Consider the following 22,744-nt stretch of genomic DNA (forward strand, 5'->3'; position numbering starts at 1 on the left):
CCTTTCCATGGCCAGAACCAGTAATCTCACGATGTGCTCTTTCTGCGGAAAGAGCCATGCCGAGGTCCGCAAGCTCATTGCCGGGCCCGGTGTCTATATCTGCGACAGCTGCATCACTATATGCAAGGGAATCCTGGATAAGGAAACAGTCGAGGGTGGTGGCGATCATGGGGCTCACGAACTGAGGGTTCCGAAACCCTCTGAGATCCGCCGGGAACTTGACGCCCATGTCATTGGCCAGGACCTTGCCAAGCGCACTCTCTCGGTTGCTGTTCACAACCACTACAAGCGGATCGCGATGGAACGCGATGGATTCTCACCGGGACTCCTCTCCGAAGGACTGGCCGATGTGGAGGTTGAGAAGAGCAATGTGCTTCTGATCGGCCCGACCGGTTCAGGAAAGACCCTGCTTGCCCGCACGCTTGCCCGCATTCTGGATGTTCCTTTCTGTATCGCCGATGCCACGACACTTACTGAGGCTGGGTATGTTGGTGAGGATGTCGAGAATATCGTCCTGCGCCTGCTTCAAAATGCCGATTATGACGTGAAGAAGGCCGAGATCGGCATCGTCTATATTGATGAGATCGACAAGATCGGCCGGAAAACCGACAACGTCTCCATCACGCGTGATGTCTCCGGCGAGGGAGTCCAGCAGGCGCTCCTGAAGATCCTCGAGGCCACCACCTGCAACGTTCCTCCCCAGGGCGGACGCAAGCATCCTCATCAGGAATATATCCAGCTCAACACACAGAATATCCTATTCATCTGCGGTGGCGCTTTCGTGGGACTCGACAAAATCATCCAGAGACGCACCGGAGGGAAGACCCTCGGCTTCCATGCTAAGGAAAATGATCTCGAAGGGCCGATGGATGAGCTCAAAATTCTTGAGTCCGTCGAACCCGAGGATCTTCTCGCCTTCGGCATGATCCCAGAGTTCATCGGTCGTCTTCCGGTACTGACAACCCTCCAACAGCTCAACGAAGAGGAACTGGTGCGCATTCTCACGGAGCCTAGAAATGCCCTGGTCAAGCAGTTCACCAAGCTGCTGGCTATGGATGACATTTCCCTCACGGTCACCAAGGATGCACTTATTGCCCTTGCCGAGTCGGCGCTTAAAAAGGGGACAGGTGCCCGTGCCCTCCGCTCGCTTCTCGAGAAGATCATGCTGGATGTCATGTACGAGGCTCCTGATCGCGAGGATTTTGCCGGAGTGACACTGAACCGCGCCGTGGTCGAAGGGCGAAAATCCGCCCTGATCCGACGCCGTCAGGAGAAGGACGCTGCTTGATTCCGTGGTCCGGAAAGCTGATCTCGAGGTGATTCCGACTCCTGGGCGGATGGCGCCCAATCAGGATCTCCAGGCAGCCAGGGAGGAGCTGATTCTCAAATCACGATCCTTTCAGCATGTGGAATGCGATTTTGGAGCTTCCAAGGGTAAATTTTTATCCGAGAGCGCCCTGCTAAATCCGTCGGTTTTTTTCGCAGGAATTGAAGGGATTTCGGATCGGGTGAAACGCGGCAACAGAAAGATCAAACGGCTAGGGATTCCCAATGCGGCACTCTGGAGGGGGTGGGGTAAAGAATCACTCGATGACCTGATCCCCGCTGGATTTCTGGACACTCTGCATGTCTCCTTTCCAGATCCCTGGCCGAAGCGACGTCACTGGGTCCGAAGGTTGGTAAATGTCTACTTCCTGGAAGTAGCCGTTACAAAATTAAAAGCGGATGGAGTTCTTCGACTTCAGACAGATCATCTCGGATATTTTGCTTCCATGAAGGATCAGCTCAGCTTGCACGGAGGATGGATCGAGACCCCATGGGAGGATGATTTGCAGAGGCCTGTTACCGAGTTTGAGACGATTTTCAGGGCGAAAGGCGATCCCATTGGGAGGATTGCCGTGAAGAGGTTGAAGGGTTGAAGGGTTGAAGGGAGGCACGACCCATCAAGGGTTGAAGAATTACAGCATTGAAGTCAGGATTTTCGAAGTGACGGAGATTCCCCCAGAGTCCTGTGAATTTCAGAAATCCGACGAGATCTTGATGCTCCTCGTGGCGTCTGGTGACTATGGAGCCTTCCGCAGGCTTGTGGAGAGGCATCAGGGTCTTGTGATCGCCACCGTGGCACGGATGATCGGAATTTCCGATGCGGAAGATATTGCCCAGCAGGTCTTCCTGAATGTCTGGAAGTCCGCCCCCCGATGGCGACCTGAGGCCCGATTCACCACCTGGCTACTGATCATCGCGAAGCGTCTGGTCTTTAACGAATCTCGCAGGCGGACCCGAACTCGGTTAATTCCCCAGTCACGGGATCCGGATGAGGAGAGGGCGGATCATCCCGATGGGACTCCGGGGCCTGATCAGCAGATCCTCGAGAGGGAACTGCACAGGGCGATTGAGCAGGCCCTTGCATCCCTGCCTGAGAAGGAGCGCCTTGCTTTGATTCTGCGGCGCTACGAGAACATGCCGTACGAGGAAATCGCCACTGTCCTTTCGCTGAGCCTGCCTGCCGTAAAAAGTCTTCTTTTCCGCGCCCGCAACACGCTCAAGGAGAAGTTAGGGCCCTATTTGGAAGGGTGAGTTTTTGGCGCTTGCCTATCGGCTTTCAGCCTTCAGTCTATCATCCTGATTATGTCTTCCACCGAACAAGTCCTTGTCATCCGTCGCTCTCTTTTTGATGAGTTGGGTTCCTTTCACGGACTCAATCCCGAGGTCAGCCGATACCTTCCTATCTTTCTCCAACCAGGCAATCATTTCTTTGTTCCCCGTGCTGAGGCTGAGGAGGATCCGTCGCTTAAGCAGCTGATTCCCTATGTGGTGGTGACCTCCGGTGAGAAGATCCTACACTACCGTCGCGGAAGCGGTTCTGGGGAGACTCGTCTGCTGAAAAAGGGATCCGTCGGCATCGGCGGTCATATCAATGATGGGGACGGATTGGGCGAAGCCTTTGATTCGGCAGCCTATCAGCGGGCTCTCATGCGTGAACTGCAGGAAGAGCTATCCCTGGGAAGCGCCTTCATCGAGCGTCCGCTGGCCCTCCTCAATGACGATACGAATCCCGTGGGAGCCGTTCACTTGGGGATCGTCCATCAATGCCATCTAGCCGAACCTGAAGTGACAGCCAATGAAGAGGCGATTGCCGAACTTGGGTTTCTCAGCCGCGAGGAACTTGCAGAGCGAAACGATCAGCTGGAAAGCTGGTCCCAACTCGTGCTGGAAGGGTGGAACGATCTGAAGACGGTGGGAAAGTAAAAAGTCGGAAGGTAGGAAGGTTGCAGGAAGCCTTTGCATCGGCACCTTGTTACTTTCACACCTTTGACCTTCATACTCCATCCCGCTGCACGGGATGATTACCAATTCTTGATCCAAGTATTTGTGGCGGTGGATCCTCCTGCCGTGGACCAGAGGTCGAAAAAATTGGTGCCGCTTTGGTTGGATAAGCCGGGGTAGCGATAGGAGTAAGCAATCCCGAAGGGATCCAACCAACCTGAGGAATCGACCGATTTTGATTTGAACTCAAAGTAGACCTTTCCGCTACTTGGCATGAGGTTGGTGATTAGTACCAATGAGCTTGAGCCGGCAGGATAGTCCCCATTGTCGGCCTTGTAGCTTTCAAGAGCCGCCCCGACTGCGGCAATCTCGGCCTCGGTCCGTGAACGAGCCCCCTTTTTCTGGACGCCACCAGCCGCTGCCAGCACCAATGAAGCCAAGATGGCTATGATGGTGATGACGATCAGCAATTCGATAAGTGTGAAACCTCCGGAGGAAGTTTTTTTGTGAGGAGCGATCATGTTTTTTATTGCTGCATGCCGCTGATGATACTGATGAGCGGAAGGAAGAGCGCGATGACGATGGCTCCGACTACTACGGCGAGAAAGACGATCATGATAGGTTCCATCATGGAGGTGAGTCCTGCCACAGCGCTGTCGACCTCGTCGTCGTAGAGATCGGCGACCTTCAGGAGCATCTCGGGAAGTTGGCCTGTTTCCTCGCCGACGTCCACCATGCTGATGACCATCGCAGGGAAGACGCCGCTCGCCTCCATCGGACGGACGATGGATTCACCTTCCTTGACCGCGTCATGGATCTTGGAGATCGCAGTGGAGATGACGGCGTTGCCTGCCGTTTCCTTCGTGATGTTGAGAGCCTGGAGGATGGGGACACCGCTGGTCACGAGGGTTCCGAGCGTGCGGGTGAATCTGGAGATTCCATTCTTGCGGGTCAGGTCACCGAAAAGAGGTGCCTTGAGCATGAACTGATCGAACATCACTGCTCCCTTCGGTGTGGAAGTCAAATACTTCATCCCGAAGAAGACCGCGCCTATACCAAGACCGAGTTCGATAAAGTGATGTTGAACACCACGGCTTGCACCTATGACAAGCTGAGTCAGAAGGGGGAGGGGTTTGCCTCCGAGCATATCGGCAAAGATCTGCTCAAATTTCGGAACAATGAACACAAGAAGGAATGCCATGATGATGATGGCGATCACCATGACGATGGCCGGGTACATCATGGCTGATTTCACCTTACCCTTCACCTTCTGGGCCTTCTCTTGAAACTCTGCAAGTCGGTTAAGAACAACCTCGAGTACGCCGCCAAGTTCGCCCGCCTTGACCATGTTGACATAGAGCTTGTTGAAGATCTTGGGATGAGAATTAAGGCCGTCACTGAAGGTTCCGCCTCCTTGTACCGCTTCAGCAAGCTGGGTGATGGTCTTTTTGAGCACAGGGTCGGGTTCCTGCTTTCCAAGAACTGTAAGCCCCCGAAGAAGTGGTAAGCCTGCATCGATGAGCGTGGCTAACTGCCTGGTAAACACCATGAGGGTGGCACTCTTGATCGTCTTTTTTTCGAGGAAGGGAATGGTAATGCTCTTACCTTTGCCTGTGGCGGAGGCGCTTTTGGCGGTTTTTGCGCCCTTCCCCGCTTTGGCCTTTGTGGTTCGGGCCTGCTCCTTGACGCTTGTAGGAAAGAGTCCCTGGCTTCTCAAGGAGTTGACCGCCTCGGATTGGCTGGCGGCATCGATATAGTCACTGACCTGTTGTCCCTGGGCATCAAGGGCTACGTACGCAAAGGAGGGCATTCCACTTGACTACTTCAATAGGAATCAATCTGTCGAGCGGAGATCATCTGAGAAAGGAAATCCCACCTAGGCTCAACCCGCCGTATCAAGCCCTAGCTAGATATGGATTATTCGCTTTTTCCTCGGCGATCGTCGTGGAAGGACCATGCCCGGGAAGTACGATGGTCTGGCCGGGCAGGGGAAGCAGTTTTGTGGAGATGCCGGAGAGGAGGAGATCGCGGTCACCTCCAGGAAGATCCCAACGTCCCACCCCGCCGGCGAAGAGCACGTCTCCGCCAAACAACAGATTCGATGACGCATCGTGGATGCAGAGGCTGCCCGGGCAATGGCCCGGGACCTCGAAGAGGTTGAAGGATCTTCCTAGGAGGCGCTGCCCTGAACCCTCGAGGAGTTTCAGATCTGCATTCACCGGCTCCACCTCAAGATCGATACCGAACCTTCTCAGGAGATTCCTATCTGCCAGCATCGTCTCAGTGACGGGGTGCATCGCTACCGTGCAACCATGATGGCGCGCCACGGCTGCAGCATCCCAGACATGGTCATAGTGGCCGTGGGTGAGTAGAAGCATGGCGATCGGAATATCCCTGAATGCCTCGGCGGAACCTTCGGGGGCATCGATCAGGATGTTTCCTTCAGGGCAGGCGACCAAATAAGAGTTGGTTTGAAGCGCTCCTCCGGTGAACATTTTCAGGCCTTCGAGTGTCTGACCTGTATCCATTTCATGATGTTTGCTTTTCCTTCATCTCTCTGCAACGGTTCTGTTTCATGAGTTTCCTGACAAAGAAGTTGTTTCCACTGCTGCTCTTGTTGCTGGTTCCTAGGATTGGTGCCTCTACGACCAATGCCACCAACAAAACTGCCTCCACGGACATGTCTCCTGTTGCTGCTACCGTAGCACGGATGCTGGAACAGGGGCATTACCTTCACCCACTCTCCCTTTCTGAAAAGAATCCCCCGCGTCTTGAGTCCGAGAGGCCGGAGACGATGTCGGAGCGGGTTCTTAAGAACTATTTTAATATCCTCGATTACACACATCTCTATTTCACCAAGGGGGATATTGACGAGTTTAACCAGCGCTTTTCCCCAACACTCGCCCCGGATATCCTCCGTGGCGACCTGGCGGCTCCACGCGAGATCTTTACGAGATTTCGCCAGAGAGTTGAGGACCGTGTAGCCAAGGATAAGAGCCTGGCTGCGGCCCCCCACGACTTTACCAGTTCCAAGAGTGTCGAGATTGACCGCAAGAAAGCGCCTTGGCCCTCCGATCTCCAAGAAGCTGATCGCCTCTGGTCGGATCGGATCGAAGCCGAACTTCTTCAGGAAAGTCTCAATGAGCATCCCGTGAATCCCCCCGCCAAAGTGGTCAGCAAACGATATGATCAGTTCCTCAAGAGCGTCAATGAGCAGAGTGACGAGGATGTGATCAAGACCTTCCTTGTGGCGCTTTCCCAGAGCTATGATCCGCATTCCGAGTACATGAGTCCCTCAGACATGGAGAATTTCAACATCCAGATGAGGCTCTCTCTGGTGGGAATCGGTGCCGTCCTCCGAACCGACGACGGCTATGCGAAAATCGTGGAGGTTGTTCCGGGGGGGCCTGCTGACAAGGATGGAAGACTGAAGGCCAATGATCGGATCGCTGCCGTTGGCCAGGGTAAGGAACCCTTCGAGGATGTGGTCGACATGAAGCTGGACAAGGTCGTGGAGAAGATCCGTGGGGCCAAGGGAAGCCAAGTGCGCATTCAGGTAATCCCTGCCAACGCCACCGATCCCTCGAAGCGTCATGTCATCGAGATCACACGCGAAGAAGTGAAACTCAAGGAGTCCGAGGCCAAGGGTGAAGTGATCGATTCCACCAATACCGAAGGCAAGAACGTCAAGATCGGATGGCTCACCGTTCCTTCGTTCTATGCCGAGATGGACAAGCATGGTGCAGGGGATGCGAAGAGCACCACCAAGGATGTCCGCCGGATTGTCGAACGCATGAAGAAGGAGGGGATCGAGGGACTGATCATCGATCTGAGGCGCGATGGCGGCGGCTCCCTCGAGGAGGCGATCAACCTGACGGGGCTTTTTGTCGGTAGCGGCCCCGTCGTGCAGGCCAAGGATGCCAATGGGAAAGTCACCGTCGCAAAGGATGATGAGGGAGAGCCCTTTTACACAGGTCCCGTTGTCGTTTTGGCGAACCGTCTCAGTGCCTCTGCCAGTGAGATTTTTGCCGCAGCCCTCCAGGATTACGGGCGGGCGGTGATCGTCGGCGACCAGCGGAGTTTCGGCAAGGGAACCGTCCAGACGCTTCTGGATGTCGGCAAGTTCATGCCGCTTTTTCATGACGAGGGTTCCAAGGCCGGATCGCTTAAGCTCACGATCCAGAAGTTCTACCGTGTCTCGGGGGGGTCCACCCAGCACCGGGGCGTGCTTTCCGACATCGTGCTCCCGTCGCCCACGGATACTCCGGAGATAGGAGAGAGTTCCCTTCCCAACCCACTTGCCTACGACGAGGTTGACCCGCAGCCCGTCAATAAGTTCGCCTTCACATCACCATTCCTCGAGAGCCTCAAACAACGTTCCGCCGAGCGAGTCTCCAAAGATTCCGAGTTTCGGTACATCAATGAGGACATGAAGCGTTTTCGTGAGAAGCTCGACCTGAATCAGCTTTCGCTCAATGAAAAGGTCCGCAAGGAAGAGCTCGCCCAAGAAAAGGCCCGCAAACAGGATCGTAAGAAGGAGCGCAAGCTTCATCCCGCGCTGGAACCCACGGCCTATGAGGTTACGCTCGACACCCTCGACAAACCCGCTCTCCCCAAAGTCACTCTCAAGAAGAAGCCTGCTAGGGAAAAGGCCAAGGATCCTGATGCCGAGGATGATGACGCCGATGTTGCCCAGACTCCCGATCCCATCCGTCACGAGGCCATCAACATTATCCAGGATTTGACTTCCGATATGCAAAACCTTCGCACGGCAAAAACGGCCCAAGGCGGTTAGGGTGTAGGGGAATAGCAAAACACGTTTCTTTCCCGTATGTTTCGGCGCTTTTACAGAGCGCCATTGGAAGAATGTTCTTAGTTTGGTTTAGGGAGCATGATTGACAGGAGTGTATTCGGAACATATTTTTATCTTTTAATCTTCGAATTACTGTGAGCGACTCCCCTTCCCAGAATACCCCTCCGGTGCCCGATTTGACCACGGGTTCACCCTCTCCGGTCAAGCTTCCTCCCCTGAAGCTCCCTCCTAAGCCTGTTCCCGCCGCGGGAGTGCCTGTTCCTGCCGCAGGAGTTTCGCTCGGACCTGCAACTCCATCTCCTAGTCCTGGACATCTTAAGCCTCCTACGCCTCTAACTCCTTCGGCGTCACCAGCACCCCTGGCTCCCCTAGCACCTTTGAGGCCTCCTGGTTCAGCGCCGGGATCCATCCCATCAGCGCCCCCTGTCTCTCCCTCGGCTGGAGTTCCCAAGCCACCCTTAGCCATTCCTTCTCCTTCCAAGGGTGTCCCTGCTGCTGCTCCTTCGATGGCGCTGGAACCACACCCTGTGGTTCCTCGTGCCGACGAAATCAAGGCCATCCCTCAGCCGACGATTAAGCTGCAGCCCGCCCCTGCCGCAGCTGCCCGCAAGATCGGAGAGTCAGCTCCTTCGGCGTCACCAGCACCCCTTGCTCCCCTAGTACCTTTGAGGCCTCCTGGTTCAGCGCCGGGATCCGTCCCATCAGCACCTCCTGTCTCTTCCTCGACTGGAGTTCCAAAGCCACCCGTAGCCGTTCCTTCTTCCACGGCTGTCCCTGCGCCTGCTGCTCCTTCAATGGCGCTGAAACCAGAGCCTGTGGTTCCTCGTGCTTCCGAAATCAAGGCCATGCCTCAGGCGACGATCAAGCTCCAGCCGGCACCTGCCGCGGCTGCCCGTAAGATAGGAGAGTCAACTCCTTCGGTTACATCTTCGATCGCCACGACATCTACAACACCTGCCAAAATTTCGGGCAAAGCCGTAGGTGACGTTCCTAAAAATCTGAACCTCAATAAATCTCCTGATGAGATTGAAAAAGAGACTGCCTCTTCTTCTGAGTTGCCGCTTCCTTTGTTGATTTCAGTTGCTGCCCTTGCTCTGGTGGCTTTTGGCATTCAGCTCTGGACCTTCCTTCTGTCTTAGTCTTTTTTACTCACCAACACCTACTTATTATGGCTTCCGAACACGTCCTTGAACTCAGTGATGCAACTTTCGATCAGACCGTTGCCTCGTCGCCCGTCCTACTTGTTGATTTTTGGGCACCTTGGTGCGGACCTTGCCGTATGATCGCCCCGGTTATCGAAGAACTCGGTAAGGAGCTTGCTGGTAAGGTGACCGTTTCCAAGGTGAATGTGGACGAGGCGCCCGGTGTGTCTCAGACCCATCAAATCACCGCCATCCCAACGCTGCTGATTTTCCGCAATGGAGTCCTCGCAGAGCGTATGACGGGTCTTTCCTCCAAGGCTGCTCTCCTGGAGAAGCTCCAGGTTGCCTAAGCGCCCAATTGCCTAAGCCTAATTGGCAGAGGCTTCAGCTTTCCCTTTCATCTCCCTATCGGTTCGAGTGACGGACTCCGCCGCAAAGCCTCGTTCCTTGGGTTACTCGATGCCCGCGGAGTGGGAGAGACATGAGGCAACGTGGATTTCCTGGCCGCATGCGGATGGTCAGAGCTTCCCTGAGAGCTATGACCGGGTTGTGCCGACGCTCGTCAAGATGGCCTCGGTTCTTGCAGAGTCTGAAATCCTGAGAATAAATATCTCCAACTCCGAACAGGAGAGTGAGGTGAGGGGACTTCTCTCGGCAGTCGCTCCCATGGAGCGCATCGAGTTTTACAACAATCCGACCAATGAACCTTGGTGCCGGGACCATGGTCCGATCTTTGTGAAGCGTGCTTTGGCGCCCCAGCTTGCAATAAACGACTTTGGATATAATGCCTGGGGTAACAAGTATCCTCCCTTCGATGCCGATGATGTCGTCCCTACCCGGATCGCGCACCATTTCAGCCTCCCGCTGTTCACCCCTCCGTTTATCTTGGAAGGTGGATCCGTGGATCCCAATGGAGCAGGTGCCTTGCTCACTACGGAGTCTTGCTTGCTGAACCCCAACCGCAATCCCTCGATGTCCCGGGATCAGATCGAGCAGGGATTGAGGGATTATCTCGGAGTGGAGCAAATCCTCTGGCTCGGAGACGGCATTGAGGGAGATGACACCGACGGCCATGTCGACGACATTACCCGCTTTGTCTCCCGTGACACTGTCATCACAGTCGTTGAGCCGAATCAGGCGGATCCTAACCACCTCCCCTTGAAGGAAAACCTCGAGCGTCTTCGCGGCATGAAGCTATCCGACGGAACTTCGCTGAAAGTTATCGAGATGCCGATGCCCCCCCGAATCGACCGCGAGGGGATCCGCTTGCCGGCTAGTCATGCCAACTTCTACATCGCTAACGAATCGGTGCTGATGCCCTCGTTCGGTGGTGATTCCGATGTGGAGTCCGTGGAGATCCTCGCGGAGCTTTTTCCTACTCGGATGATCCGGCCAATCGATTGCTGTGAGTTGATTTGGGGGCTGGGGGCGTTCCACTGTCTCACTCAACAGCAGCCCGCGTAGCCCTTAGAAATCCCTTTTTGGCGAAAATGTATCGGATGGATGCTTGCAAAAGCCCGTTCGGATGTTTGTCCTATCAGTCTTATTTATGAATAACGCAATCCTCCAACTAGCCGCCCGCGATGCCCGCGGACTCGCAATCGATGCCGTCACTGCCTGCAAGTCGGGACATCTCGGTCTTCCCCTCGGCTCGGCTGACATCGGCGCCGTTCTCTTCGGTGAGGCTCTCCAGATCGACCCTGCTGCTCCTCGCTGGATTAATCGTGACCGTTTCATCCTCTCCGCAGGTCACGGCAGCATGTTCCTCTATGCATGGCTGCACCTTTCCGGGTTCGATCTTCCTCTCGATCAGGTGAAGAAATTCCGCCAGCTTCACAGCATCACACCGGGTCACCCTGAGTTCCATGAGACTCCCGGAGTCGAGGCGACCACCGGCCCTCTCGGACAGGGTGTGGCCAATGGCGTGGGCTTCGCGATGTCACAGAAGATGGCTGCCTCCCGCTTCAATACGCCCCAACATACCATCTTCAACAACCATGTCGTTGTTCTCTGCGGCGATGGCTGTCTTCAGGAAGGTGTCTCGGCCGAAGCCTCCTCGCTGGCCGGTCACCTGGGACTCGACAACCTGATCGTTTTCTTCGACTCCAACAACGTCACGCTGGACGCCATGCTGAATGTCAGCCAGAGCGAGGATGTCGGCGCCCGCTATGCCGCCTACGGCTGGCATGTCCAGATGATCGACGGCCATAATCTGGACGAGATTCTGGCAGCCTTCAATAAGGCCAAGTCCACCAAGGGCAAGCCCCACATGATCATCTGCAAGACGATCATCGGAAAGGGAATCCCCGAAGTCGAAGGCACAAACAAGGCCCACGGCGAGGCAGGTGTGAAGTTCTCCGACGAGGCCCGCAAGGGACTCGGTCTTCCTGATGAGAAGTTCTTCATCGCTCCCGAGGTCACCGCTTACTTCGCAGATCTCAAGTCAAAGCGTGCCGAGGCGCATGCCACCTGGCAGACGGAGTTTGCCGCCTGGCGCACCGCCAATGCCGAACAGGCCGCCCTTCTGGATGCCGGCATCGAGCAGAAGATCCCCGACATTCTCTCTCTCATTCCTGCCTTCAAGCCCGACGAGACGATCGCCACTCGCAAGGCCGGAAGCATCGTTCTCCAGCCGATCGCCAAGGCCATGCCCCTGCTGGTCAGCGGTAGCGCCGATCTCTTCGGTTCCACGCTCAACTACATCGAGGGAGGGGGTGACTTCACCGATCAGAACCGCGAGGGTCGCAATATCCATTTCGGTATCCGCGAGCACGCCATGTGCGCGATCATGAACGGCTATGCATACGATGGCATTTTCCGTATAGCAGGAGCTACCTTCCTGGTCTTCAGCGACTACGGTCGTCCATCCATTCGTGTGGCCGCGCTTTCCAAGCTGCCCACAACCTACATCTTTACCCACGACTCCGTCGCCGTCGGCGAGGATGGTCCGACTCACGAGCCCGTCGAGACCGTCGCCGCACTCCGCGCGATACCAGGTCTTGATGTCATCCGTCCCGCCGATCCGGAGGAGACCGCCGGTGCCTTCGCCGCAGCCATGGAGCACACGGATGGTCCGACGCTTCTGGCGCTCTGCCGTCAGAATTTGCCAAACCTTAGTGAGATTCCTGTCGATGTCCGTCGCCAGGGTGTCTTCAAGGGGGGGTATATTGCCCGCAAGGAGACCTCGCCCTTGGAGGTCATCATTCTTGCCTCAGGCAGTGAACTGAACGTCGCCATGGATGCCGCTAAGACCCTCGGTGCCGGTGCCCGTGTTGTCTCCATGCCCTGCATGGAGCGCTTCGAGCGTCAGGATGCGGCTTACCGCGAGGAGGTCCTCCCTAGCTCGTGCCGCAAGCGTGTCTCTATCGAGGCAGGCATCTCCGATCCTTGGTTCCGCTATGTCGGTCTGGATGGCAAGACTGTGGCGATCGACCGTTTCGGTCTCAGCGCCCCCGGTGGCACCGTCCTCAAGGAACTTGGAATGACCGCAGAGAACGTAGTCAAGACTGCCCAGTCTCTCTAAGGAACTTCTTTCTTCTTTTCAGAAAGCCCCACCGGAGTGATCCGTTGGGGCTTTTTGCTTTTCAACAGTGTGACTTTCTTCGCTTCGTCGGTATAGTTCTTCCGTGACCCTTTCCACGATTTGGTTCCATTTTAGTTTTTCGGATTTTCAGTATGCCTTCCTCAGCATCCTGCTTGAGGGGCTTCCCTTCCTCTTGGGAGGGGCAATTCTCTCGGGTCTCTTGGAGGAGTTTCTGCCCCAGTCGCTCATGACTCGGCTTCTTCCGAAGAACCCTCGCACAGCCATCATTGTCAGCGGACTGCTCGGGGTGATTTTTCCGGTTTGCGAATGCGGCATCGTTCCCGTCGTGAGGCGCCTGTTGAAGAAGGGCTTGCCTGTTTCCTGCGGCATCACCTACATGCTGGCCGCCCCGATCGTGAACCCCCTGGTCATTCTGAGTACTCTTGCCGCCTTTCGCGGGCAGGGGGCTTGGGAGATGGCCATCCTCCGTTTTACTCTGGGTCTTACGGTGGCGATCCTTGCTGGATGGATCGTGAGTTACTTTGCCCCCTTCTCGATCCTGCGACCTGGTCTGCTTGCTCCTGATAATGACCATGAGCACAATCACAGCGGATCAGGCAGGACGCTCGACCGCCTCCAGAACGCCGCTTCCGTGGCCACACGCGATTTTCTCGATGTCGCCGTCTACTTCGTGATCGGTGCCGCCGCCGCATCGCTCTTCAGTACCGCAGTGAATCAGGAGATCATCCTTCCCCTCGCGGCGAATCCCCCGCTGGCCATCGTCTCCCTCATGGGACTTGCTGCCGTCCTCTCTGTCTGCAGCACGACAGATGCCTTCATAGCGGCGACGCTCACCACCTTTCCGATGGCCGCGAAGCTCGCCTTTCTGGTCTTCGGCCCGATGCTCGATTTCAAGCTGCTCTTCCTTTACGGAGCGGCCTTCTCCAAGCGCTTCATTCTCTCGCTGGCACTCGGTCTTTTCGTGGTGATCGGACTTCTCTGCTGGAGGCTCTCTGCTCTGAATCTCGCATGGTGACCGAATCATGAAGAACTCCTCTTTCCTTCAAGGTCTGCGTGACTCCCTGATGCTCCTCCTCTGGGGAGGGTTTGTTCTCTGGCTATCCTTTGCAGGGCAACTTGCCACCTACCTGCATCCTTCCCTCCAGAACTACACCACGGCAGCGGGCGTGGTCTTCCTAGTGCTCGCTTTCTTCGGATTCCGTTCCCTCTTCACGCGTCCGTTGCTGCACGAGCATCATGAACACCACGGGCACCACGGGCACCACGAATGCTGTGCTAATCATCAGGGTCATGATCATGCTGAGCAAGCCAAGGGGCATCAGCACCATGGAACGGTTGATGGGATGGGAGCCATGCTCTTCAAGACCATCCTGCTTCTTCTCCCGCTAGCGATTATTGTTTCCGGCAAGGCGACTGCCTACTCGATCACCACGATTCAGAATAGGGGAGTCGTTGATAATATCAACAAGCTACCCTCGGCAAAAGCTGGAGCAGCAGCAGCGGCATCGGCTGCCTCTTCCGCGAAATCCACGGCACCTCTCACCCCCTCCGCCATAACTGTTGCGACAAATGATGCTACGATCTCTGCATCTCAATCCTCCCCTTCATCGGATTCTTCTGCACCGGCTGCTTCCGGTGGCCCGATGCCGCTTCAGGTCATCGACATGCTCTATGCTGTCCAGATGCCCTCCTACCGTGGGGAGTTCGAGGGCAAGGAGGTGGAACTGATCGGTCAATATATACCATTGACGACAGGCAATCCGAAGGGAGACCGCTTCCAGGCTATCCGGATGTTTATAACCTGCTGCGCCGCCGATGCCAAGCCGGTCGGAGTCACCGTTCAGTACCCGAAGCCCCTCAAGGTCTCAGAGATGGGTTGGGTGAAAATCACAGGCAAGCCTACCTTCCCTATGGAGGGTGGTCACCGCATGGCTGTGCTTGAGGCAACTAAGGTCGAGGAATGTCCCGCTCCGTCAGAACCCTTTGTCTACTAGCACTCATCGCCTCTTTCCCGCTTCGTGCTCAGGAAGGGACGCGGGTTGATGCGTGGAAAAGTGCCCAACCCGGGTGGAACTACGAGTTCCCTAGGGATCATGGTCCGCATCGGGAATTCAAGACTGAGTGGTGGTATGCCACGGGGAATCTCTCCGATGAGCAGGGAGATGAGTATGGCTTTCAGTTGACCTTCTTTCGCCAGGGAATCCATCCGGGCAAGAAACCAGCCGGTTCATCTCGCTTCAGGGTGATGGATCTTCCTTTTGCTCATTTTGCTTTCACCGATGTCTCGGGCAAGACCTTCCGTTACTACCAGCGATCCTCCCGAGGTGCCTTCGGAGAGGCTGGCTTTGGAACACCTGACAGAGCCGGGGGACGCATGGCCTGGATGGAGAATTGGGTGTTTGAGCAGCTTTCTGATGGATCATTCCACCTCAAGTCCGAGGGGATGACTGAAGCTGGTGTGGAGCGCTCAGTTGACTTGATTCTCACCCAGGATCGTCCTCCCCTCATCCATGGGAAAAATGGGATCAGTCCCAAGTCATCAGTGCCTGGCCATGCCTCCCACTACTATTCGCTCACCAGACTCCGGGCCTCGGGTTCCGTGATGGTTGATAGGAAGGTTCACAAGGTGAGGGGACTTGTTTGGTTCGATCACGAGTGGGCGACAAACTCTCTGGAATCCGGAGAAGCCGGCTGGGATTGGTCAGGACTGCACCTGAGCAACGGTGAGGATCTTATGCTCTTCCGGATCAGGGACAATACGGGCAAAACAGTCTTTCTGTCCGGCACGCTACGTGATGCCCAAGGAATGGTCACTGATCTTCAAGATCTTTCGATGACCCCTCATCCTCAAGGCACCTGGAAGAGTCCCCATACAGGTGGGCTCTACCCCTCAGGGATGGAGGTCAGTATCCCCTCAAGGAATCTCACACTTTCCCTTACTCCCAAGCTCCGAGATCAGGAACTTATCCTGTCGCCGTTCGCCTACTGGGAGGGAGCCGTCCGAGGTGAGGGGAAGTGTGGAACGGATTCTGTGACCGCCGAGGGGTATCTGGAGCTGACTGGCTACGGCGGCAAAGTGATCGGCGTGAACGGAAAATAATAGACAGGAAGCTGGCTTATCCGGTTGTTCAGGAAACCACTCCGATATAAGGAAGATTCCGGTAGAGGCCGGCGTAGTCGAGTCCGTAGCCGACGACAAATTGGTCTGGGATATCAAATCCCATGTAATCTGCGGCAAGTTGGACGGAGGATTTTTTGCGAAGGAGGACGCAGCTACGGACGCTCCTCGCTCCATTCTCCATCAGGCGTTCCTTCAAGACTTCCAGGGTTTTTCCTGTGTCCAGGATATCGTCGACAAGCAGTAGATCCTTTCCGCCGATACCCTCGGGGATCCCCCAAGGGAGAGAGACAGTGCCGGAACTGGTGGTCTTATCACTGTAACTGGAGGCCTTGATCGGCTTGATAATGAGCGGAAGATGAATTTCCCTCACGAGATCGGCCGCGAAGATCATCCCCCCATCCATGACTGGCATGACGCTGAGGTCGCTCGAGGCGAGTTCCTCGGAGATCTGAACACCGAGTTCTGCAACTCGGCGATAAATGGCCGCGCGATCAAGCAGGATCGCAGGCGGGACTTCCCGTGGGATTTCTAAGGGGATTTCTGAAACTGTAGGCATTTAAAGCATGTTTGAATTATTCTGAAACATTTCAGAAAGAAAGAATCGGAATATATCGCGCAGAGACGCGGAGAACGCAGAGGATAAAGATAGAGGTATAACGATCTTTATTCATGAAAGTATGGTTTGTAAGAAGGTTATCCTTAAAAATCTCCCTTGGGAAAAACTCTGCGTTCTCCGCGCCTCCGCGCGAGTTCATGTATTTTTTGTCGCCTATAAAGCTACCTAGAAAACCAATGCGTCCGCTTCAAAAGCCGCGATCAAGCAGCTTTTGAAAAACGAATGATGTGATTGCTCTTACTGGAATCCGAGCCTGGCGATCAGATTGAGACCGAGTGCGAAGAGGCCCGCTCCGAGGAATACACAGACAGGAAGGGTCAGGACCCAGGCCATGAGAATATTCCGCACGGTCGCCATCTGGAGACCGGAGCCATTGGCGGCCATGGTTCCAGCAACTCCCGATGAGAGGACATGGGTTGTGCTGACAGGCAGTCCAAGCACATCAGCCAAGCTGATGGTGATCATGGCGACGAGTTCCGCGGCCGCCCCCTGTCCATAGGTCATGTGGGTTTTGCCGATCTTCTCACCGACAGTCACCACGATACGTTTCCAGCCAATCATTGTTCCGCAGCCCAGAGCGAGAGCCACGGCAACCTTTACCCAGATGGGGATGAAGTTCGTGACACCGTTGATGCTGGCCGTGAGTTGCTTAGCCTCTTTCTCCGCCGCCGGGGAATCCAGCTGATGATTCTTTGCCAGCTTCGAAGAGACGGAGGAGAGCAGATAAAGGTCGGATCGGAGTCCTCCGCGTTTGTCTTGTGGAATCTGATTCAGCGACTCGAAGCCGCCAAGCGCGGTCTCGGATTTTTCAGCAATGACACCGATCGCGGCAAAGAGCTCGGGTGTCGTGGAGTGGGAGCCCCTGAGGAAAGAGGTGATGACCTGCCCTGGATCGGCATTCACCGTGGAGGTGTTCGCCCCGGTGGCGTGGGCTGATGCGTAGGAGATCGAGGCGGTGAGCTCCGAACGGAGGGACGTGATCTCGGCAAAGGTGCTCTCGCTCTTCAGTGCGTAAGTTGTGGGAAGGATGCCGACCAGGATCAGCATGATCAGTCCCATGCCTTTCTGGCCGTCGTTGGAGCCGTGGGCAAAGCTCACCCCTGTGCAAGTGAACATGAGCAGGGCGCGGATCCATCCCGGTGGCGGGTGATTGGCGTCGGGAGTCGAGTAGAGCTTGGGATTCTTGATGATGATCTTCATGACGATCAGCAGAAGGGCCGCCATGCAGAATCCGATGACAGGGGAGATCAGGAGCGCCATGCCGACATCCTTGGCCTTGGCCCAGTTCACCCCGTCGCCCCAAAAGTGGGAGTCGCTCATCAGGGCATTGGCAATACCGACGCCGATGATGGAGCCGATGAGAGTGTGGGAGCTGGAAGCGGGAAGTCCGAAGTACCAGGTGCCGACATTCCAGACGATCGCCGAGACCAGAAGCGAGAAGACCATGGCGAATCCGGCAGCCGATCCCACATGGATTACCAGTTCGACTGGGAGCAGATTCACAATGCTGAAGGCCACAGCTCCCGTGGAGGTGAGCACTCCGAGGAAGTTGAAGAATCCGGACCAGATTACGGCTGGAACTGCGGGAAGCGTATGGGTGTAGATAACGGTGGCTACGGCGTTCGCCGTGTCATGGAAACCATTGGCAAACTCGAAGGCCAGCGCCAGCAGAAGCGCCAATCCCAGCAGAGCCCATGTTCCAAGACTGACAGACGCAAAATCAGCAATGAATGGATGCATTAGGAAAATCTAGAGGAGGAGCAAGAGCTTCGTTAAGCCCCTTCTTTCATCTTTAGGTTACATTTTCGTCACGGAGCGTTTGTGCTGAGTGACGGCCCTGATCCCAAGGGCGTAGATTCTAAAGGGTCTGACTTCAGTGACTCCAACTTTGGAGGTTCGATTTTAGGAAGTAGCGCTTTCATCCGGATGTCGCCTTCGGAGAACCCCACTTCGACGGAGACCTGTCCCTCAGGCATGACCCACTGGTTCTTTACCGGATGCCAGTACATGAGTGAGCTGTCGGGGAGGGAGATCGTAATTCTTTTCGAGTCCCCGGAATTCAACTCGACTCGTTGGAATCCCTTCAGCTCACGGAGGGGTCGCAGAGTCGATTCTCCTGTCAGGCTTATGTAGAGCTGAATGACGGCAGCTCCGGAGCGGGTACCAGTATTCGCCACATTAACAGTCATGGTGTGTCCATCTGCAGTGGGACTTGCGGTGAGTCCCGAGAGATCAAAATTCGTGTAACTCAGTCCAAATCCGAATGGGAACAGCGGTTCGTGGCCCGATCGATCATAGCCTCGGTATCCATAAAAGATGCCCTCATGGTAGTCCACCACGGGCCACTCCTTCCCTTTCGGGAAAGTTCCCGGGTAATGGCGGAAGGCGGGGTTCTCATCGATCGTTCGGTCGAAGGTGCAGGGAAGGTGACCCGAGGGATTGGCATCACCGAAGAGCACCGAGGCGAGGGCTGTCCCCGCTTCCTGTCCGAGATACCATGACTGAAGCACCGCGGGCACCTTGCCGATCCACGGGCGCATATCGACGCCCGCCCCGCCGCTCAAGACGACGATGGTACGGGGATTCGCTTCGCAGACCTGCTTGATGAGAAGCTGCTGGCTGATCGGCAGGGCAAACCCCCGGTCGAAACCCTCTCCCTCAACCTCCGGTGTCAGGCCTACGCAGACCACGGCGGCATCGGCACTCTTGGCCGGGAACAATCCGGTCGCCTCCTCGGCCACGGGAATGATCTTCACGGAGACCCTGCCGCTCCCGCGCCCCACTTCGCTAGCGGTGATTTTCAGGGGAATGCGGCTCCCTTGTTCAAGGGTCATGACATAGCTGTCGGGATTACCGAGTTCGCGGTCTCCGAGGCGGATCTCCGGATGTCCCTCGGCGACGAGTTCGTAGATCCCTCCCTGTGGAACCTCTATTTCGGCATCCCAGGTGATGCGTGCCTCGCGCCCCTTGGGGACATCCTCCGGGGGGGAGTTCTTTCCCCATGAGATCCCGATCGTCCGTTCCCTCGAGGTGGTGACCCTGGTGAAGTTGGGTTGGTCGATGCTCGTCATCTTCCTGATGCCGGTGATCCTCGGCGGGATGGGAACCGGCTTTCCGTATTCGAGGAAGTCGAAGACCGAGAAAGGTTTTTTGATCCGGGTCGGCGCGTAGAAGACCTCCGTTCCCTCAGGCAGGGCCTTGCGAATTCCCTCCAGAAAGCTGACCTTCCTGAACGGAGTGACTCCGCCGCTTCCTCCACCCACGGCCGGGGTGTCCTGGGCATTCGGACCATAGACGACCACGCGATGCATCTTTCCCTTGTCGAGCGGAAGGAGCGCGGGATCATTCTTGAGCAGAACGATCGACTTGGTCGCCACTTCGAGGGCAAGGGCAGAGTTTGCCGGGGAATCGAGAGGCAGGTCCTTCCTGCGCTGCTCCCTGTCGAGGAATCCCATCGAGACGGCCATGCGCAGCAGCCTGCGAACTGCATCGTCGATCCGCTCGCTCGAGAGCCGTCCCTCCCGGAGTGCCTTGGAGACGCTTTCCTTGGTCACGCGGTAGGCCATCGGCATTTCCAGGTCGAGTCCCCTGGCAATCGAGTCGACGGAGTCGGTCGCCCACCAATCCGACATCACAAGCCCGGGGAATCCCCATTCCTTCTTGAGGATCTCCTCCTGCAACTGCTTGTTGGAGGTGCTGGGAAAACCGTTGAGCTTGTTGTAGGCCGACATCACCGACCAGACTCCACCGTTCTCCACTGCCTTGAGGAAGGGATGAAGATAGATCTCACGAAGTGTCTGCTCGTTCATGATCGACTCGATCTCCATGCGTCTCCATTCGGTGTCGTTGCCGACATAGTGCTTCACTGTTGCCGCGACTCCCTGGCTCTGGAGCCCCCGGATCCATTCCGAGGAGAGCTTTCCGGTCAGGAAGGGATCCTCGCCGAAATACTCGAAGTTGCGACCGTTGAGCGGTGTGCGTGCGATGTTCACCCCCGGGCCGAGCTGGATATGGATGCCACGGGCACGGGCTTCACGGCCCAACGCCTCGCCGTAACGGAAGGCGAGCTTCGGATCCCATGTGGCTGCAAGGGCGATCCCGCTCGGGAAAGAGCAGGCAGGACCGTGGGCACGCACCCCTTGGGGGCCGTCGGCCATGACGAGCTTCGGGATGCCGAGTCGGGGAATGGCGATCGTCGACATGCCGTCGTTGCCGTCACCGGCAAGGAGGCTGATCTTCTCCTCCTCCGTGAGTTTACCAAGCAAATGCTCCACCCGTCGTTCGATCGCGGCGGCACGATCGCCGGTCGGATAGTGATGTGTTGCAGGTGTCTCGGATCCCTTAACGGAGGCGTGCAGCGAGACTGTGGAAAGCAGTGCTGCAAGGATTCCGGCAAGGAGCCTCATGATTCGGTCACGGGGGCGGATGCATCGAAGGCCGCAACCTGATCGAGTATCACATCGGCCATCATCGGATCGGTGCCGATCGCGCTGCCATAGTAGAGCTCCTTGCCCTGCAGATTATGAGGATTGGACTGAAAGACATCCGACTGGCTTGCGGCCGGACCGACCTCCTCACGGATGCCAAGCAGCACGGGAATATCCTGATAGCTATGGAGTCCGTCGCTGATAAAGAAGGGGATCACGACGACATTCTGTTGGCTTGTCATGGCGGCCCAGTCGTTGATCAAGGGGGCCTCCTCCATGTATGTAGGGAGTACCTCCGCATAGAGACCGAGCTCGGAAAGGAGTCTGACTTGGGTCTTTGCCGCTTTGGCGGAGTTGTCGTTCAGATTAGTCCCGTGGCCGACGATCAGCAGACTGGTTTCCTTGGTTGGGACTCCTGGAGCCGTTTCGCGCGCGCGCTTGAGCAGCACTTCGGTCATAGATGGATGGTTGCCGACCGGCTCGCAGTAGCGAATGGTCATTCCGTTGCGTTGGGTGAGGGGGCCTTCGAGTTCCAGTTCTCTTGGGATCACGGTCTGGGTGAAGTATCCCTCGCTGATAAAATTCGGCACAATGTAGACATCCGGGGAAGAGACCGAGTGCAGGATCTCCCTCATGGAGGGCTCCTCTTTCCAGAAACAGCAGAGGACCTGGTCGAAGATGCCCCGCTCACGGATGGCATCGGCGAGACGGTGATTGGGCTCGCTGGAATCCGGATTGGTCGTCGATCCGTGACCGACGATCACGAGTGTTGTGCTGGGGCGCTTCTCCATTTCTGGAAGAATAATTGTCAGAAAAAAAGGAGCAAGGGAATCAAGCCTGAACTCTCCTGCTTCCAACTTCTATTTCAAGTCTTCCAGCGCATCCCGGATGGCCACGGTGATGTCACGACCCCCATCCCCCCCGATTCGAGCGTCGATCTCCTCGAGGCGGTGGATCCACTCGGTGACTTCCTTTCTGGTATAGGGACCTCCTGCGGCTTCGCAGAAATGGGTGCGGCATCCGAAGGGTCGTCCCTCGTAGATCATGCAGCGTGACGTGTAGGGGTGAAGCAGCGGACAGGCTCCATCCTCGCGCTTCGGTAATTCCTTTCTACCCGCGGCGCGAACAGCCTTAGCTGCCGTGAGTGCCTCTCCCTTGGTCAGGACGGGAGTCGCCCCCGTGAGTTGAAAACGGCAGCACTCGGTCAGCAGGGTACAGTTACGCTCGGGAGGGTTAGCCTTGAGTTCCGCATAGATCTGACGGACACCGGCAATAGCCTCCTCGGTATCGCGACGAGGATCGGAAGTCTTGTGGGGATTGCGGCGGCGCATCGGGAAGGAAAATTATGAAGGATGAATTATGAATGATGAAGGGTTGAAGCCTTGGTTCTCTTTGAAATCGTCGTCAGGATGGCGATGAGCTCATCACATTCCCTGCTGAGTTCCTTGGTTTTCAGAAGCGGAAGAATGTCTGATTCAACCAGCAAATCCAACCAGTATGCGGTTTCATCGAGTTCTTTCAGGCAATCCCCGATCTTGGCAATGAACTCGTTTCTCGATCGTGATCGATTGGCTTCACGATAATTCGCTCCCACGGAAGTACCGGATCTCAGAACCTGTTTTCCCAGAGTTTGTGCCAGGGTGTTTTTCGGAAGGGCGCTATAGAGCCTGATCACCCTCAGGGCGAATGTCTTCGTCCTAGCGGATAGGTCGGCGGCTGGTTTCTTTTCATCATTCATCATTGACGGCACTTTGCCCCCGCAAAGCTGTGCCGCCCTAATGGGCTGCTCCTGAGTCGCAGTCTTACGCGCCGCT

General features: G+C 56.2%; 23 protein-coding genes. 12 read left to right on the forward strand and 11 right to left on the reverse strand.

Annotated elements, in window-relative coordinates; genetic code table 11:
- Window positions 1-7: 7 nt before the first annotated feature.
- The 4 genes from clpX (at window position 8) to K8R57_02810 (ending at window position 3,249) form a co-directional block, all read left to right on the forward strand.
- Entirely contained in the window at window positions 8-1,288 is a 1,281-nt protein-coding gene (clpX, locus tag K8R57_02795; GenBank protein ID MCE9587224.1) for an ATP-dependent Clp protease ATP-binding subunit ClpX, read from the forward strand.
- A 4-nt stretch (window positions 1,289-1,292) separates the two neighbouring features.
- Entirely contained in the window at window positions 1,293-1,919 is a 627-nt protein-coding gene (locus K8R57_02800; protein ID MCE9587225.1) for a hypothetical protein, read from the forward strand.
- 121 nt (window positions 1,920-2,040) lie between these two features.
- Window positions 2,041-2,577, forward strand: a complete 537-nt coding sequence (locus K8R57_02805) for a sigma-70 family RNA polymerase sigma factor (protein ID MCE9587226.1) — start codon at window positions 2,041-2,043, stop codon at window positions 2,575-2,577.
- A 51-nt stretch (window positions 2,578-2,628) separates the two neighbouring features.
- A complete protein-coding gene (locus K8R57_02810; protein ID MCE9587227.1) occupies window positions 2,629-3,249 on the forward strand; it encodes a hypothetical protein in 621 nt (206 codons plus the stop codon).
- A gap of 98 nt (window positions 3,250-3,347) precedes the next feature.
- On the opposite strand, the gene K8R57_02815 is transcribed toward K8R57_02810, so the two are convergent.
- The 3 genes from K8R57_02815 to K8R57_02825 all read right to left on the reverse strand — a co-directional run bounded on the left by K8R57_02815 (window position 3,348) and on the right by K8R57_02825 (window position 5,795).
- Window positions 3,348-3,788: a type II secretion system protein GspG gene (locus K8R57_02815; protein ID MCE9587228.1), complete on the reverse strand. Its 441-nt coding sequence runs from the start codon at window positions 3,786-3,788 to the stop codon at window positions 3,348-3,350.
- A gap of 5 nt (window positions 3,789-3,793) precedes the next feature.
- Entirely contained in the window at window positions 3,794-5,077 is a 1,284-nt protein-coding gene (locus tag K8R57_02820; protein MCE9587229.1) for a type II secretion system F family protein, read from the reverse strand.
- An 85-nt stretch (window positions 5,078-5,162) separates the two neighbouring features.
- On the reverse strand, window positions 5,163-5,795 hold the full coding sequence (locus K8R57_02825; GenBank protein ID MCE9587230.1) for an MBL fold metallo-hydrolase: 633 nt from the start codon (window positions 5,793-5,795) through the stop codon (window positions 5,163-5,165).
- Between the two features lie 47 nt (window positions 5,796-5,842).
- Between K8R57_02825 and K8R57_02830 the strand changes: the two genes are divergently transcribed.
- Window positions 5,843-8,062, forward strand: a complete 2,220-nt coding sequence (locus K8R57_02830; GenBank protein ID MCE9587231.1) for a carboxy terminal-processing peptidase — start codon at window positions 5,843-5,845, stop codon at window positions 8,060-8,062.
- 342 nt (window positions 8,063-8,404) lie between these two features.
- On the opposite strand, the gene K8R57_02835 is transcribed toward K8R57_02830, so the two are convergent.
- Both K8R57_02835 and K8R57_02840 read right to left on the reverse strand, forming a co-directional pair.
- A complete protein-coding gene (locus K8R57_02835) occupies window positions 8,405-8,602 on the reverse strand; it encodes a hypothetical protein (protein MCE9587232.1) in 198 nt (65 codons plus the stop codon).
- A 51-nt stretch (window positions 8,603-8,653) separates the two neighbouring features.
- Window positions 8,654-8,875 (reverse strand): hypothetical protein, encoded by a 222-nt coding sequence (locus tag K8R57_02840; protein MCE9587233.1) that lies wholly within the window; start codon window positions 8,873-8,875, stop codon window positions 8,654-8,656.
- A 50-nt stretch (window positions 8,876-8,925) separates the two neighbouring features.
- Between K8R57_02840 and K8R57_02845 the strand changes: the two genes are divergently transcribed.
- The 7 genes from K8R57_02845 to K8R57_02875 all read left to right on the forward strand — a co-directional run bounded on the left by K8R57_02845 (window position 8,926) and on the right by K8R57_02875 (window position 15,866).
- Window positions 8,926-9,219, forward strand: coding sequence for a hypothetical protein (locus K8R57_02845; GenBank protein ID MCE9587234.1), 294 nt, complete (start codon window positions 8,926-8,928; stop codon window positions 9,217-9,219).
- 29 nt (window positions 9,220-9,248) lie between these two features.
- Complete coding sequence (gene trxA / locus K8R57_02850; GenBank protein MCE9587235.1) at window positions 9,249-9,572, forward strand: thioredoxin; 324 nt, start codon at window positions 9,249-9,251, stop codon at window positions 9,570-9,572.
- Between the two features lie 109 nt (window positions 9,573-9,681).
- Window positions 9,682-10,686, forward strand: a complete 1,005-nt coding sequence (locus K8R57_02855) for an agmatine deiminase family protein (GenBank protein ID MCE9587236.1) — start codon at window positions 9,682-9,684, stop codon at window positions 10,684-10,686.
- An 85-nt stretch (window positions 10,687-10,771) separates the two neighbouring features.
- Complete coding sequence (tkt, locus tag K8R57_02860) at window positions 10,772-12,745, forward strand: transketolase (protein MCE9587237.1); 1,974 nt, start codon at window positions 10,772-10,774, stop codon at window positions 12,743-12,745.
- A gap of 103 nt (window positions 12,746-12,848) precedes the next feature.
- Window positions 12,849-13,781, forward strand: a complete 933-nt coding sequence (locus K8R57_02865) for a permease (protein MCE9587238.1) — start codon at window positions 12,849-12,851, stop codon at window positions 13,779-13,781.
- A 7-nt stretch (window positions 13,782-13,788) separates the two neighbouring features.
- Window positions 13,789-14,760 (forward strand): DUF1980 domain-containing protein, encoded by a 972-nt coding sequence (locus K8R57_02870; GenBank protein ID MCE9587239.1) that lies wholly within the window; start codon window positions 13,789-13,791, stop codon window positions 14,758-14,760.
- The gene (locus K8R57_02875) at window positions 14,727-15,866 is read left to right on the forward strand and encodes a carotenoid 1,2-hydratase (GenBank protein ID MCE9587240.1); all 1,140 of its coding nucleotides are present in this window, start codon (window positions 14,727-14,729) and stop codon (window positions 15,864-15,866) included. The genes K8R57_02870 and K8R57_02875 overlap by 34 nt, the downstream gene beginning before the upstream one ends.
- 28 nt (window positions 15,867-15,894) lie before the next feature.
- On the opposite strand, the gene hpt is transcribed toward K8R57_02875, so the two are convergent.
- From hpt to K8R57_02905, 6 genes are all read right to left on the reverse strand, one after another.
- Window positions 15,895-16,443 carry a hypoxanthine phosphoribosyltransferase gene (gene hpt / locus K8R57_02880; GenBank protein MCE9587241.1) on the reverse strand — a complete coding sequence of 183 codons (549 nt, stop codon included), beginning with the start codon at window positions 16,441-16,443 and terminating at the stop codon, window positions 15,895-15,897.
- A gap of 297 nt (window positions 16,444-16,740) precedes the next feature.
- Complete coding sequence (locus K8R57_02885) at window positions 16,741-18,243, reverse strand: inorganic phosphate transporter (protein ID MCE9587242.1); 1,503 nt, start codon at window positions 18,241-18,243, stop codon at window positions 16,741-16,743.
- A 68-nt stretch (window positions 18,244-18,311) separates the two neighbouring features.
- Window positions 18,312-20,909 (reverse strand): glycoside hydrolase family 3 C-terminal domain-containing protein, encoded by a 2,598-nt coding sequence (locus K8R57_02890; protein ID MCE9587243.1) that lies wholly within the window; start codon window positions 20,907-20,909, stop codon window positions 18,312-18,314.
- Complete coding sequence (locus K8R57_02895) at window positions 20,906-21,721, reverse strand: cobalamin biosynthesis protein CbiX (GenBank protein MCE9587244.1); 816 nt, start codon at window positions 21,719-21,721, stop codon at window positions 20,906-20,908. Before K8R57_02895 ends, K8R57_02890 begins: the two co-directional genes overlap by 4 nt.
- Before the next feature lie 69 nt (window positions 21,722-21,790).
- The gene (locus K8R57_02900; protein MCE9587245.1) at window positions 21,791-22,261 is read right to left on the reverse strand and encodes a YkgJ family cysteine cluster protein; all 471 of its coding nucleotides are present in this window, start codon (window positions 22,259-22,261) and stop codon (window positions 21,791-21,793) included.
- A gap of 26 nt (window positions 22,262-22,287) precedes the next feature.
- Window positions 22,288-22,668 (reverse strand): four helix bundle protein, encoded by a 381-nt coding sequence (locus tag K8R57_02905; protein MCE9587246.1) that lies wholly within the window; start codon window positions 22,666-22,668, stop codon window positions 22,288-22,290.
- Window positions 22,669-22,744 lie beyond the last annotated feature (76 nt).

It is taken from the genome of Verrucomicrobiota bacterium (assembly GCA_021413925.1).
In the GTDB taxonomy this organism is placed as follows: domain Bacteria; phylum Verrucomicrobiota; class Verrucomicrobiia; order Chthoniobacterales; family UBA6821; genus UBA6821.

Excerpts from the sequence above, each read along its gene's own strand:
- clpX (MCE9587224.1), top strand. The coding sequence starts at position 8 with ATGGCCAGAACCAGTAATCTCACGATGTGCTCTTTCTGCGGAAAGAGC.
- K8R57_02805 (MCE9587226.1), top strand. The coding sequence starts at position 2,041 with ATGCTCCTCGTGGCGTCTGGTGACTATGGAGCCTTCCGCAGGCTTGTG.
- K8R57_02810 (MCE9587227.1), top strand. The coding sequence starts at position 2,629 with ATGTCTTCCACCGAACAAGTCCTTGTCATCCGTCGCTCTCTTTTTGAT.
- K8R57_02815 (MCE9587228.1), bottom strand. The coding sequence starts at position 3,788 with ATGATCGCTCCTCACAAAAAAACTTCCTCCGGAGGTTTCACACTTATC.
- K8R57_02820 (MCE9587229.1), bottom strand. The coding sequence starts at position 5,077 with ATGCCCTCCTTTGCGTACGTAGCCCTTGATGCCCAGGGACAACAGGTC.
- K8R57_02825 (MCE9587230.1), bottom strand. The coding sequence starts at position 5,795 with ATGGATACAGGTCAGACACTCGAAGGCCTGAAAATGTTCACCGGAGGA.
- K8R57_02830 (MCE9587231.1), top strand. The coding sequence starts at position 5,843 with ATGAGTTTCCTGACAAAGAAGTTGTTTCCACTGCTGCTCTTGTTGCTG.
- K8R57_02845 (MCE9587234.1), top strand. The coding sequence starts at position 8,926 with ATGCCTCAGGCGACGATCAAGCTCCAGCCGGCACCTGCCGCGGCTGCC.
- trxA (MCE9587235.1), top strand. The coding sequence starts at position 9,249 with ATGGCTTCCGAACACGTCCTTGAACTCAGTGATGCAACTTTCGATCAG.
- K8R57_02855 (MCE9587236.1), top strand. The coding sequence starts at position 9,682 with ATGCCCGCGGAGTGGGAGAGACATGAGGCAACGTGGATTTCCTGGCCG.
- tkt (MCE9587237.1), top strand. The coding sequence starts at position 10,772 with ATGAATAACGCAATCCTCCAACTAGCCGCCCGCGATGCCCGCGGACTC.
- K8R57_02870 (MCE9587239.1), top strand. The coding sequence starts at position 13,789 with ATGAAGAACTCCTCTTTCCTTCAAGGTCTGCGTGACTCCCTGATGCTC.
- K8R57_02875 (MCE9587240.1), top strand. The coding sequence starts at position 14,727 with ATGTCCCGCTCCGTCAGAACCCTTTGTCTACTAGCACTCATCGCCTCT.
- hpt (MCE9587241.1), bottom strand. The coding sequence starts at position 16,443 with ATGCCTACAGTTTCAGAAATCCCCTTAGAAATCCCACGGGAAGTCCCG.
- K8R57_02885 (MCE9587242.1), bottom strand. The coding sequence starts at position 18,243 with ATGCATCCATTCATTGCTGATTTTGCGTCTGTCAGTCTTGGAACATGG.
- K8R57_02890 (MCE9587243.1), bottom strand. The coding sequence starts at position 20,909 with ATGAGGCTCCTTGCCGGAATCCTTGCAGCACTGCTTTCCACAGTCTCG.
- K8R57_02895 (MCE9587244.1), bottom strand. The coding sequence starts at position 21,721 with ATGGAGAAGCGCCCCAGCACAACACTCGTGATCGTCGGTCACGGATCG.
- K8R57_02900 (MCE9587245.1), bottom strand. The coding sequence starts at position 22,261 with ATGCGCCGCCGCAATCCCCACAAGACTTCCGATCCTCGTCGCGATACC.
- K8R57_02905 (MCE9587246.1), bottom strand. The coding sequence starts at position 22,668 with ATGAATGATGAAAAGAAACCAGCCGCCGACCTATCCGCTAGGACGAAG.